Source organism: Prescottella sp. D32, assembly GCF_037287305.1.
Classification (GTDB): Bacteria; Actinomycetota; Actinomycetes; order Mycobacteriales; family Mycobacteriaceae; genus Prescottella; species Prescottella equi.
Genome location: NZ_JARBSW010000002.1, coordinates 310084 through 322976 on the forward strand (window position 1 = coordinate 310084; position 12893 = coordinate 322976).

The following is a 12893-nucleotide window of genomic DNA, read 5'->3' on the forward strand; positions in this document are numbered from 1 at the left end:
TCCCGTGTGCGCAGCGATGTCGACCTACTCGTGCGACGCATGCTCGCCCCTCCGGGCGACCCCTTGTGATCGGTCGTTCCCTCAGCCCCGCTGATCAGCAACCTTTCACGAAAGGGACGGCAACGCATGAGTGCCTCCGCAATCACTTTGAGAGACCTCACCTTCGAATGGCCCGACGGCACCGTCGCGCTCGATCGCGTGAGCGGCACCTTCACCACCGGGCGCACCGGTCTCGTCGGGCGGAACGGAGCGGGTAAGTCCACACTGCTCCGACTGATCGCCGGGCTGCTGCGGCCCACGTCGGGACGCGTCGACACGGTCGGGGAGGTGGGGTATCTGCCCCAGACGCTGACCAACCGCAAGGACTCGACCGTCGCCGAACTCCTGGGTGTCGACCGGATCGTCGCAGCGCTCCGGGCCATCGAATCCGGAGACCCCGATCCGCGCCACTTCGACACCGTGGGCGACGACTGGGACATCGAGGCCCGTGCCGAGGAGGCCCTCCACGAGATCGGCTTCACCACAGTGGATCTCGACCGCCGAGTCGACACCCTCTCCGGCGGAGAGGCGATGCTGATCGCGATCACCGGCCTCCGAGTCCGGCGTACCCCGGTCACCCTGCTCGACGAGCCGACGAACAACCTCGACCGGCCCACACGCGCACGTCTCGCGGAGATGATCGACAACTGGACTGGCACTCTCGTCGTCGTCAGCCACGACCTGGAACTGCTCGAGCACATGGATGCCACCGCAGAGTTGCACGACAGCCGGATCGAGGTGTTCGGCGGCCCGTACAGCGCATGGAAGGAGCATCGCGAACAGGAGCAGGCGGCCGCCGTGCAGGCCGCGCGCTCCGCCGACCAGGCGCTCAAGGTCGAGAAGCGCCAGAGGATCGAAGCCGAGACGAAACTGGCCCGCCGCGAACGGACGGCGAAGAAGACCCAGAAGGACGGCGGTATCCCGAAGATCCTCGCCGGAAATCGCGCGAGCAAGGCGCAGGCTTCCGCGGGAGCGATGCGCGGGACGCTCGACGACAAGGTCGAGAGCGCCAAGGCCGCGGCCGATGCGGCCGCCAGACGGGTTCGGGAAGACGAGCACATCCATCTCACGCTGCCCGACCCGGATGTGCCACGGAGTCGACGCATCGCCGAGTTCCATGACGGCGAACGCACCATCGTCGTGCAGGGCCCGGAGAGAATCGCGCTCGTGGGCCCCAACGGGGCCGGCAAGTCCACGCTTCTCGACCATCTCCTCCGGGGCACCGAGGGCGACCCGAGCCGAGTGCGCGGGGCGTTGCTCACCGAGCGGGTCGGCTATCTGCCACAGCGACTCGACAACCTCGACGAGACGCGGAGCGCACTCGAGAACGTGCAGGACGTCGCAACCGGAACCTCGTCCGGCACGATCCGGAACCAACTCGCCCGTCTCTTGATCCGCGGCAGCGCGCCCGATCGCCCGGTCGCGACGTTGTCCGGCGGTGAACGCTTCCGAGTCTCACTCGCCAAACTGCTACTGGCTGAGCCACCCGCACAATTGTTGATCCTCGACGAGCCGACGAACAACCTCGACATCACCAGCGTCGAGCAACTCGCCGAGGCGCTCGACAGCTACCGCGGCGCGATGATCGTCGTCAGCCACGACTACGAGTTCCTCGGCAAGATCGGGGTGGACGTCACGATCGAACTCGACGCGCACGGCCGAATCGCGGGTCATCACAACGGTTTCCCGGAATGATCCAGAGTCAACTACTCCAGTAGGTCCGCCACGCGTCACCGTCGAGTCCGCCCCATGCGACCCCGGCCGCGTGCGCGGCGGACTCGGCGGCCCGGATGCGGGCGACGAAACGCAGTGTCGCCTTGCGCAGTTCGTCCTCGGCGCTGGTGTCGCCGCCCAGCCGCACCACCCGCAGTTCGTCGGGCACCAACTCGTCCGGCAGTCCCGCCTTGCGTGCCCGCGAGATCACCTTCTCGGCGAGCGCCAGGGCGGGCTGCTGCAACGCGATGCCGTCGATGCAGGATTCGCGGGCCTTCTCGGCCGCCTTGCGGGCCTCCCACGCGCGTTCCTGCTCGGCGATGTCCACCGGGCCCGCGAGGTCGTCCGCGAGGTGGGGGCTGCGGTGAGCCAGCTTGGTCACGAGAGTGGCAGCCACGTCGTCGACCGTGAACTCGCCGGCGGCCTCCGCGATCCGGGAGTGGAACAGGACCTGCAGCAACAGGTCTCCGAGTTCCTCCCGGATCGCGACGGGATCGCCGGACTGGATCGCGTCGAGCAGTTCGTACGTCTCCTCGAGCAGATAGGGGCGCAGCGAGTCGTGGGTCTGCGTCACCTCCCAGCCCCCGAAGCCCCACAGCTTGTCCATCACCAGGGCGGCCTCGACCACGGCATCGCCCGTGCGCCACTCGTCCTGGCGCTCGTCACCGGCAGTCATCTGCGTCAGACCCCGGCCTGCACGCCGGTGGCGGTGCCGAGATCCACGGAGTCCGCCGCCTTCCCGTCCATCGCGAGGAGGAAGTTCGCGATGTACTGCAGCAGTTCGACGTCGCGCACCCGTTCGGCTCCGACGCCGCCCGAACCGGCACGCGGCAGCGGCATCTGCACCATCCCGGTAGTCGCCCGGTACTGCGCGCTCGGGTACATGCGCTTGAGCCGCAGCTGTTTCGAGTCCGGAAGTTGCATGGGCGAGATCTTGAGCTGGGTGCCGGTGACGGCCACTTCCTCGATGCCGTACTCGCGGCACAACAATCGGAGCTTCGCGACCGACACCAGCCGACCCACTTCCTCGGGGAGCGGACCGTAGCGGTCGACGAGTTCCTCGACGACCGCGGCGATCGCATCGGTGTCGGCTGCGGCAGCGAGCTTGCGATAGCCCTCGAGCCTGAGCCGATCGCTGGTGACGTAGTCGGGCGGGATGTGCGCGTCGACCGGAAGATCGATGCGCACCTCTTTGACCTCAGGCTCGGTGGTGACGGGCCGGCCGTCGGCGACTGCGCGATACGCCTCCACGGCCTCGCCGACCAGCCGCACGTACAGGTCGAAGCCGACACCCGCGACGTGCCCCGACTGCTCGGCACCCAACACGTTTCCGGCGCCGCGGATCTCGAGATCCTTCATCGCGACGGCCATGCCGGCGCCGAGGTCGGAGTTCTGCGAGATCGTGGCGAGCCGGTCGTACGCCGTCTCGGTGAGCGGCTTCTCCGGCGGGTACAGGAAGTACGCGTACCCGCGCTCACGACTACGGCCGACGCGGCCGCGCAACTGGTGCAGCTGCGACAGGCCCAGCGAATCGGCCCGTTCCACGATGAGCGTGTTGGCATTCGAGATGTCGAGGCCGGTCTCGATGATCGTGGTGCAGACCAGGACGTCGAACTCGCGCTCCCAGAACCCCTGCACGGTCTTCTCGAGGGTCTCCTCGTTCATCTGCCCGTGCGCGACGACGACCCGAGCCTCGGGAACCATCTCGCGGATCCGCTTGGCGGCCTTGTCGATCGAGCTGACCCGGTTGTGGACGTAGAACACCTGACCGTCGCGCAGCAACTCGCGCCGGATGGCCGCGGCCACCTGCTTGTCCGCGTACGCACCGACGTACGTGAGGATCGGGTGCCGTTCCTCGGGCGGCGTGAGGATCGTCGACATCTCCCGGATGCCGGCCATGCTCATCTCGAGCGTTCGCGGGATCGGGGTGGCCGACATGGTGAGCACGTCGACGTGCGTGCGCAGCGCCTTGATGTGCTCCTTGTGCTCCACGCCGAACCGCTGCTCCTCGTCGACGATCACGAGACCGAGGTCCTTCCAACGGACACCGGTCTGCAGCAGTCGGTGGGTACCGACCACGATGTCGACCTCGCCGTCGGCCAGCTGCGCGATGATCTCCTTGGACTCGGCGGCATCGGTGAACCGGGACAGGCCCCGCACCTTCACCGGAAAGTTCGCCATCCGCTCGGAGAACGTCTGCAGGTGCTGCTGTGCGAGCAGCGTCGTCGGCACCAGCACCGCGACCTGCTTGCCGTCCTGCACGGCCTTGAAGGCGGCACGGACCGCGACCTCCGTCTTGCCGTAGCCGACGTCGCCGATCACGACGCGATCCATCGGGACCGGCTTCTCCATGTCGGCCTTCACCTCGTCGATGACGGTCAACTGATCGTGGGTCTCGGTGAATGCGAACGCGTCCTCCATCTCCTTCTGCCACGGGGTGTCCGGACCGAACGCGTGACCCGGCGCCGCCTGGCGGGCGGCGTACAGCTGCACCAGCTCGCCGGCGATCTCGCGGACAGCCTTGCGCGCCTTACGTTTCGTGTTCTGCCAGTCCGAGCCGCCCAGCTTCGACAGCGCGGGCATCTCGCCGCCGACGTAACGGGAGAGCTGATCGAGCGACTCCATCGGCACGAACAGCCGGTCTCCCGGATGGCCGCGTTTGCTGGCGGCGTACTCGATGACGAGGTACTCGCGGCGGGCCCCGCCGATGGTGCGCTCGACCATCTCGACGAAGCGGCCTATGCCGTGCTGGTCGTGCACCACCATGTCGCCGGCGGTGAGCGCGAGCGGATCGACCTGGTTGCGCCGTTTGGCCGGCATCTTCTTGCCGTCACCGGCGGCGGCCACCCGATTGCCGGTCAGGTCGGACTCGGTGACGATCACCAATCCGGGGACCCCGGCCGCGTCGTCACCCGGCAGCACGATGCCTTCGTGCAGCGACCCACGCAGGACCTGGACGAGTCCGCGGGCCGGCTCGGCGCCCGGCGCGAGCTCGCCGGCCGGGACGTCGGCCTCCTTGAGTCGCTCGAGCACGCGGTGGGCCGTGCCCGAACCGGCGACGACCACCACCGCGCGTCCCCCGGTGGTCACGTGCGCCCGCAGGTTCACGAACAGCATCGACAGCAGCTCGTCGGACCCGCGCACCTCGGGCGCCGACTGCACCGGAAGGACGAGCTCGTCCTCGCTGCCCGACGCCAGCGGACTGATCGTCCACCACGGACGGCCCTGCGCCTCGGCGTTCTCCCGCACCTGACGCAGCGACCGGTACGCGGACGCTCCCAGGTCGATGCCGCCGCCGAGCACCGACGTGTCGATGGGCGCGGCCCCGCCGATCGATGCCGCCGTCCACGACGCCTCGAGAAACTCCTGCCCGGTGCGCACGAGATCGGTGGCGCGGGTCCGGATCTTCTCCGGATCACACAGCAGCACATGGGTCTCGCGCGGCAGCACCTCGGTGAGCAGCTGCAGCTCGCCGGGCTGCAGTAGCGGCAGCAATGCCTCCATGCCCTCGACCGGGATACCGGCCGAGAGTTTGTCGAGCATCTCGACCAGAGCCGCGTCGGCGGGGTTCTCGGTGGCCAGCTGCGCGGCGCGGTCGCGCACCGCTTCCGTCAGCAGCAGTTCACGGCACGGCGGCGCGACCACCGTGCTGAGCTCGAGTTCCGGCAGCGAACGCTGGTCCGCGACCGAGAACGCCCGCAGTTCGGTGACCTCGTCGCCCCAGAACTCGACGCGCACTGGATGATCCGACGTGGGCGGGAAGACGTCGAGGATGCCGCCGCGCACCGCGAACTCGCCGCGCTTGCCGACCATGTCGACGCGGGTGTATGCGAGTTCCGCGAGACGCGAGACCAGTTCGCCGAAGTCGTGTTCGGATCCGATCCGCAGGACGACCGGCTCGATATCGCCGAGCCCGGGCGCCATCGGCTGCACCAGCGAGCGCACGGTCGTGACGATCACCCGCAGCGGCGGGCCGTAGTCGGCCTCGTCGGGACACGCGAGACGCCGCAGCACCTGCAGGCGGCGACCGACGGTGTCCGCGCTCGGCGAGAGCCGCTCGTGCGGCAGCGTCTCCCACGACGGGAACTGCGCGACGCCGTCCCCGAAGATCTCCTGCAACTCGGTGGTGAGGTCGTCGGCCTCACGTCCGGTAGCGGTCACCAGCAACAACTGGGTGCGGTCGGCGAGCGCGGCGGCGACGAACGGGCGCGCCGCGACCGGGGCGACGATGTCGACACCGGTACGTCCGACGCTGTCCTGCACCCGGCCGATCGCGCCGTCCGCGAGCGCCGTCGACGCGAGACCCGCGAGTGGCGTGGCCGCGGCGACAGGGGCCGAAGAGTTATCTGAAGTGGACACGGAAGACAACGACGGCGCTCCTGATGTCGTGAAATGCAGACCGTTCGATTCTAGGCGTGCCCACCGACACCGGGCCGGGCACCCGACCCCGCCGCCCGGTCGTCCCTCACTGCCCGAGTTGCGGGTCGGCCTCGAGGTTGGTCAGGCCGTTCCAGCACAGGTTCACCAGGTGCGCGGCGACCACCTCCTTGGACGGGGTGCGGTCGTCGAGCCACCACGTGGCGGTGGTCGCGACCATGCCGACGAGCGCCTGCGCGTACAGCGGCGCGAGGTCGGGATCGAGTCCGCGGCGCGCGAAGTCGCCGGCGAGAATGTGGCCGACCTGCCGGACCGCCTCGTTGAGCAGGCTCGAGTAGGTGCCGTCGTCGGCGGCGACCGGCGAGTCCCGGACCAGGATCCGGAAGCCGTCGGTGCGTTCCTCGACGTAGGTGAGCAGCGCCAGCGCGACCCGTTCGACCCGGATCCGGGAGCGATTCTGGGTGAGCGACGACGTGATCATCTCGAGCAGCGTCGACATCTCCCGATCGACGACGACGGCGTACAACCCTTCCTTGCCACCGAAGTGTTCGTAGACGACGGGCTTCGACACGTTCGCCCGCGCCGCGATCTCCTCGATCGATGCCGCCTCGTATCCGCGTTCGGCGAACAGCGCCCGGCCGATCTCGATCAACTGCTCGCGGCGTTGGGTTCCCGTCATCCGCGTCCGGGGGGCACGCTCGGTGGTCCGGTCCTCCCGCGATGGTCGTGACACTGGGGTCCACCGTCCTTTCCGACACGCCGCGTCGCGCACACTCGGCGCTGGTAGAGGCCACCCTATAGCCCGGTCGCCGAGGAATTTGTCCGGCGGTTCGACGCACGGCGCGTCGGCATGCGAGGATCGTTCCCGCGTATCCGGGCGTCGTCCCGGCGCGCGGTAATCCGCCGTAGTGTAATGGCAGCACCTCTGATTTTGGTTCAGATAGTTCAGGTTCGAGTCCTGGCGGCGGAGCCCTTCGGATCCTTCTCACCCCACGCCCGCGAGCGCTGTGATCCTCCACACAACCCACGGACCGTTCGGTTCGGAGTTGTTACTCCCCCGTTAACTTCCCGGCCTGTTCGCGGGCGCCGGAGCGGATCGCCGGACACCCGACGGGGGCCGTGGTTAATCTCGGACACGTTGCCTTCGCGGGTTCGACTCGCGATATTCTCTTCCGGAACGTGCGCGACCGTTGGGCCGCGCGAGCGGCTAAGCGTAGATCGACTTCGAGGGAGCTTCATGCCACCGCAGACCGCCGTCATCGTCCTTGCTGCCGGCGCCGGGACGCGAATGCGGTCGAAGACCCCCAAGGTGCTGCACACCCTGGCCGGGCGCTCGATGCTCTCGCACGCACTGCATGCCGCGGCCGGCATCGAACCCGCCGAACTGGTCACCGTCATCGGCCACGATCGTGACGCCGTGGGCGCTGCGGTGGACGAGGTCGCCAAGGATCTGGGACGCGCCGTCGCCACCGCCGTCCAGCACGAACAGAACGGCACCGGCCACGCCGTCGGTTGTGGACTGACCGCGCTCCCCGACGACTTCGACGGCACAGTTCTCGTCACCGCCGCCGACGTCCCGCTCCTCGACAGCGACACACTGCGCGCCCTCATCGCGACGCACACCGCCGAGCCCGCCGCCGCGGTGACCGTGCTCACCTCCACGGCAACCGATCCCACCGGGTACGGCCGGATCCTGCGGACCACCGACGGCGAGGTCGCCGCGATCGTCGAGCAGGCCGACGCCACCGAGGCGCAGCGGGCGATCACCGAGGTCAACTCCGGCGTGTACGCGTTCGACGCCGCCACCCTGCGCGGTGCCCTGTCGTCGCTGAGCGCCGACAACGCCCAGGGCGAGCTGTACCTCACCGACGTGATCGCGATCGCCCGGTCGGCCGGGAAAACCGTTCGCGCGCAGCACATCGCCGACGACCTGCTCGTCGCCGGAGCCAACGACCGCGTGCAGCTCGCCACCCTCGCAGCCGAACTCAACCGCCGCATTCTCGAACGCCACATGCGCGCCGGGGTCACCGTCGAGGACCCGTCCAGCACCTGGATCGACGTCGACGTGACGATGGAGCGTGACGTGACGCTGCGTCCCGGCGTGCAGTTGCGTGGAGCCACGCACGTCGCCGAGGACGCGGTCGTCGGACCCGACAGCACACTCACCGACGTCACCGTCGGCGCGGGCGCATCGGTGATCCGCACGCACGGCGAATCGGCCCGGATCGGACCGGACGCCACCGTCGGCCCGTACACGTACCTGAGGCCGGGCACGGTCCTCGGCGTGGCCGGCAAGCTCGGTGCGTTCGTGGAGACGAAGAACGCCGACATCGGCGCGCACTCGAAGGTGCCGCACCTGACGTACGTCGGCGACGCGACCATCGGCGATCACAGCAACATCGGAGCATCCAGCGTCTTCGTCAACTACGACGGCGTGAACAAGAGCCGGACCGTCGTCGGTTCGCATGTTCGGACCGGATCCGACACCATGTTCGTCGCCCCGGTCCGTGTCGGCGACGGCGCGTACACGGGTGCAGGTACCGTCCTGCGCACCGACGTGCCTCCGGGGGCGCTCGCCGTCTCGGGCGGCAAGCAACGAAACATCGAGGGCTGGGTCCAGCGCAACCGACCCGGTACCCCCGCTGCCGACGCAGCGGCTCGAGCAGCCCAGCAAGACACCGATTCGAAGGATGGCGAAGACCAGTGAGCGCGATATCCAGCGACGTGCAGAAGAACTTGATGCTCTTCTCGGGCCGCGCACACCCCGAGTTGGCCGAGCAGGTGGCCAAGGAACTGGACATCAAGGTCACGCCGCAGACGGCTCGTGACTTCGCGAACGGCGAGATCTTCGTCCGCTTCGAGGAGTCCGTCCGTGGATCGGACGCGTTCGTGCTCCAGAGCCACCCGGCGCCGCTGAACCAGTGGATCATGGAGCAGCTGATCATGATCGACGCTCTCAAGCGTGGATCTGCCAAGCGCATCACCGCTGTGCTGCCGTTCTACCCGTACGCCCGTCAGGACAAGAAGCACCGCGGCCGCGAGCCCATCTCGGCCCGTCTCATCGCCGACCTGCTCAAGACGGCCGGTGCCGACCGCATCATCACCGTCGACCTGCACACCGATCAGATCCAGGGCTTCTTCGACGGCCCGGTCGACCACATGCACGCCCTCGGCCAGCTCGCTCAGTACGTCCGCGAGAACTACGGCACCGAGAACATCTGCGTGGTCTCCCCCGACGCCGGCCGGGTGAAGGTCGCCGAGAAGTGGGCCGACGCCCTCGACGGCGCCCCGCTCGCGTTCGTGCACAAGACCCGCGACCCGTTGGTTCCGAACCAGGTCAAGTCGAACCGTGTCGTCGGTGACGTGAGCGGCCGCACCTGCGTGCTGATCGACGACATGATCGACACCGGCGGCACGATCGCCGGCGCGGTCGAGGTGCTCAAGAACGCCGGCGCCGGCGACGTCATCATCGCGACCACGCACGGAGTGTTCTCCGATCCGGCTGCCGAGCGTCTCGCGAACTGCGGCGCCAAGGAGGTCATCGCGACCAACACGCTGCCGATCCCGGAAGAGAAGCGATTCCCGACGCTGACCGTGCTGTCCATCGCACCGCTGCTGGCGCGCACCATCCAGGAAGTGTTCGAGAACGGCTCGGTGACCTCGCTGTTCAACGGCATCGCCTAGACGTTCTGCAGACTACACCCGTGCCCGTGCCCGGTCCGCGATTCGCGGCCCGGGCACGGGCGTAGTCTTTCCAAGTGTGTTCACCGGATTTTCGACGACCGCACTGGACTTCTACGAGGACCTCGAGGCCGACAACAGCAAGGCCTGGTGGACGTCCCACAAGTCCGTCTACGACACGGACGTTCGCGCCCCCATGGTCGAACTACTGTCCGTGCTGGAACCCGAGTTCGGTCCGGGTAAGGCCTTCCGGCCGTATCGTGACGTCCGTTTCTCGAAGGACAAGTCCCCCTACAAGACCCACCAGGGCGGCTTCGTCGAGTCCTGTCCCGGCGTCGGCTTCTACGTCCAGATCGACGCCTCGGGCCTGTTCGTCGCCGGTGGGCACTACTCACACACCCCCGAGCAACTCGCGCGCTACCGCGCGGCGGTCGACGACGACCGGCACGGACGCACGCTCGAACGGTTGGTCCGCAAGATCGAGAAGGCGGGATTCGAGATCGGCGGCGACCGTCTGGCCACCCGTCCGCGTGGCGTCTCCCCGGGTCATCCGCGCATCGAACTGATGCGGCACCGGTCGCTCACGGCCGGACTGAACTACGGCTGCCCCGACTGGCTGGGCACACCCGAGGCGGCCGACCGGATCCGCTCGGCGTGGGCTTCGATGCGGCCTCTCGTGGAGTGGTTCACCGACGTCTTCGGCGCTCACGGCTGACACCTCCGGTAGATCTCACGGGAGCGGAGAACTCGTGTGCCACAAGCCTTTGCCGACGTCGAGGGCGACCGAACATGAGTTTGGTCACGCCCGCGGAGAAGATTGGACCTCGGTGTAGCCGGACGCGAACGGGTGCCCTATTCTGGCTCCTCGTGATCGACGCGCAGACCCTGCAAAACCCCGCCGCCGCCTCTGTTGTTCCGAATCCTCAGCCGGTTCGCCGTTGGACTCCCGGGTCGTGCGTGTGGTGCGGAAGCGATGATTCGATCGAGGAGTTCCGCAACGAGCCCCGGTGCGGTGTGTGCCGCGAGCACGAGACCGTGATCGACGAGGCCCGCAAGTTCATGGGCATGTACGGCCTGCGTCCGATCGGCGGCACCCTCCAGTCCGACGACGAGGAGGAGCGCGAGTGGCGCGTGGGCGCCCGCGATGCGCGTGCCGCCCTCAACCAGATCCGCCTGCCCGAGCCCCCGGACCCGGCCCTCGTCCGCAAGTCGATGCGCCCCAAGGCCGCTCGGATCGTCAAGGCCTTCGAGGCGGAATCCGCTCCGGCCCGCAAGGCGTCCGCTGCGCGCCCGCGTACGACGTCGGCACCGGCGCCGACACCCACCGCTGCCGTCGCTCCTGCGAAGAAGATCGATGTCGCGGCGCTCGAGCAGCGGGTCACCGGTCTGCTCGATCAGCTCACCAAGGTCGATTCGCAGATCGCGCTGGCCGAGGCCGCTCAGGGCCTCGCGGCCCGTGCTCGCCTCAACGACCTCAACGGGCAGAAGGCCACCATCCTGCGCACGCTCGCGGCGTTGGAGAAGGCGCGCCGCAGCGCAGGGGCGTAAGGCTCTCTCGACCATGCTGATCCGCGACGCCACCACTGGTGACCTGCCCGGAATCCTCGAGATCCACAACGAGGCGATCGCCAACTCGACGGCGATCTGGGACGAGACACTCGCCGATCTGGACGAGCGGCGCCGTTGGCTCGACGATCGTCGGGCCAACGGCTTCCCGGTGCTCGTCGCCGACGTCGACGGAGCAGTCGCGGGGTACGCCTCGTACGGGGTGTGGCGGGCCAAGAGCGGCTACCGATACACCGTCGAGAACTCGGTGTACGTCCACGTCGATCACCATCGGCGGGGCATCGCGACCGCGCTCATGACCGCGTTGATCGAGCGGGCCCGCGCCGGCGGGATCCACGTGATCGTCGCCAGCGTCGAATCGTCCAACACGACGTCCATCGCCCTGCACGAACGGTTCGGTTTCCGCATCGTGGCGCAGATGCCGGAGGTGGGACGCAAGTTCGGCCGCTGGCTGGACATGACGTACCTGCAGCTGACCCTCTAGACGCCCCGCACCGTCAGCGGCGCCGCGCACACACGAGGGCGAAGCGCTGATCAGCGTCCGTCCACGTCCGGATGTCCTCGAAGCCCGCGGCGACGAGTTCCGCGCTGATGCCGCTCAGCCGGAACTTGGCCGAGATCTCGGTACGCATCTGCTCCCCCGCCGCGAACCGCACCGCCAGCCCCAGGTCGGCCACGTGCACCGTCATGTCGGCGGTCGCCTCGAGACGCATCTCGATCCACTCGTCGACGGGATTCCACACTGCGACATGACAGAAGCGGTCCAGGTCGAAGTCGGCGCCCAATTGTTTGTTCAACACCGACAGCACATTGAGGTCGAACTGCGCTGTGACACCGGCGGCGTCGTCGTAGGCGGGGACCAGTACGCGCGGATCGGTCACGAGTGCGACGCCGAGCAGGAGGTGCTCGCCGGATTCGAGAACACCGGCGATCTCCGCGAGGAACTGCTCCCGCTCGTCGGGAACGAGGTTGCCGAGTGTGCCGCCCAGGAAGGCGACCATCCGGCTGCCACCGCTGGGCAGATGCTGCAGCGACTGCGTGAAATCCCCCACCACGCCGTGCACGTCGATCTCCGGGAACTCCGTGGCGATCCGGCGGGTGGCGTCCCGTAGCGCGCTCTCCGACACGTCCTGCGGCACATACTTCTCCAGCGTTCCCCGGGCGCCCAGCTCGTGCAGGAGGAGCCGCGTCTTGTCGGAGGAGCCCGATCCGAGTTCCACGAGGATCTGAGGCATGACGACGGCGGCGATCTCGCGGGCGTGCTCCTCGAGCAGCGCCCGCTCGGTCCGCGTCGGGTAGTACTCCGGAAGCCTCGTGATCCGCTCGAACAGTTCGCTGCCGCGCGCGTCGTAGAACCACTTCGGTGGCAGCCACTTGGGGGTCGCGGTGAGCCCACGCTCGGCGTCGGCCCGTAGCGCTGCGTTCAACTGCTCGGACGTGATGTGTACTTCCAGGGTCGGTGCTCGCATACCTCTCCGATCTCCGTGGGTGTTCTCGGTCAACTCACAGGGCGCTCA

The 12893-nt window shown here is 68.3% G+C and carries 10 protein-coding genes and 1 tRNA gene; 7 read left to right on the forward strand and 4 right to left on the reverse strand.

Translation table 11 applies throughout. From position 1 onward, the window contains the following. Positions 1-126 precede the first annotated feature (126 nt). Positions 127-1734: an ABC-F family ATP-binding cassette domain-containing protein gene (locus PSS76_RS11015; protein WP_337456196.1), complete on the forward strand. Its 1608-nt coding sequence runs from the start codon at positions 127-129 to the stop codon at positions 1732-1734. 7 nt (positions 1735-1741) lie between these two features. Here the strand turns inward: PSS76_RS11015 and PSS76_RS11020 are convergent, their stop codons facing one another. From PSS76_RS11020 to PSS76_RS11030, 3 genes are all read right to left on the reverse strand, one after another. Next, positions 1742-2428, reverse strand: coding sequence for a nucleoside triphosphate pyrophosphohydrolase (locus tag PSS76_RS11020; protein ID WP_337456197.1), 687 nt, complete (start codon positions 2426-2428; stop codon positions 1742-1744). 5 nt (positions 2429-2433) lie between these two features. Further along, positions 2434-6111 (reverse strand): transcription-repair coupling factor, encoded by a 3678-nt coding sequence (gene mfd, locus PSS76_RS11025; RefSeq protein ID WP_084979428.1) that lies wholly within the window; start codon positions 6109-6111, stop codon positions 2434-2436. A 106-nt stretch (positions 6112-6217) separates the two neighbouring features. Then, complete coding sequence (locus PSS76_RS11030; RefSeq protein WP_005514691.1) at positions 6218-6808, reverse strand: TetR/AcrR family transcriptional regulator; 591 nt, start codon at positions 6806-6808, stop codon at positions 6218-6220. Positions 6809-7028: 220 nt separating this feature from the next. Here PSS76_RS11030 and PSS76_RS11035 point away from each other — a divergent pair. From PSS76_RS11035 to PSS76_RS11060, 6 genes are all read left to right on the forward strand, one after another. After that, a tRNA-Gln gene (locus tag PSS76_RS11035) sits at positions 7029-7099 on the forward strand. A gap of 267 nt (positions 7100-7366) precedes the next feature. Next, a complete protein-coding gene (gene glmU / locus PSS76_RS11040; protein ID WP_337456198.1) occupies positions 7367-8836 on the forward strand; it encodes a bifunctional UDP-N-acetylglucosamine diphosphorylase/glucosamine-1-phosphate N-acetyltransferase GlmU in 1470 nt (489 codons plus the stop codon). Next, a complete protein-coding gene (locus PSS76_RS11045; protein WP_005514695.1) occupies positions 8833-9813 on the forward strand; it encodes a ribose-phosphate diphosphokinase in 981 nt (326 codons plus the stop codon). Before glmU ends, PSS76_RS11045 begins: the two co-directional genes overlap by 4 nt. 76 nt (positions 9814-9889) lie before the next feature. Continuing rightward, positions 9890-10525 carry a DUF2461 domain-containing protein gene (locus PSS76_RS11050; protein WP_064058934.1) on the forward strand — a complete coding sequence of 212 codons (636 nt, stop codon included), beginning with the start codon at positions 9890-9892 and terminating at the stop codon, positions 10523-10525. Between the two features lie 299 nt (positions 10526-10824). After that, the gene (locus PSS76_RS11055) at positions 10825-11358 is read left to right on the forward strand and encodes a hypothetical protein (RefSeq protein ID WP_306256193.1); all 534 of its coding nucleotides are present in this window, start codon (positions 10825-10827) and stop codon (positions 11356-11358) included. 13 nt (positions 11359-11371) lie between these two features. Further along, positions 11372-11860 carry a GNAT family N-acetyltransferase gene (locus PSS76_RS11060; RefSeq protein ID WP_064058933.1) on the forward strand — a complete coding sequence of 163 codons (489 nt, stop codon included), beginning with the start codon at positions 11372-11374 and terminating at the stop codon, positions 11858-11860. 13 nt (positions 11861-11873) lie between these two features. Here the strand turns inward: PSS76_RS11060 and egtD are convergent, their stop codons facing one another. Then, a complete protein-coding gene (gene egtD / locus PSS76_RS11065; RefSeq protein ID WP_084922497.1) occupies positions 11874-12845 on the reverse strand; it encodes an L-histidine N(alpha)-methyltransferase in 972 nt (323 codons plus the stop codon). Positions 12846-12893 lie beyond the last annotated feature (48 nt).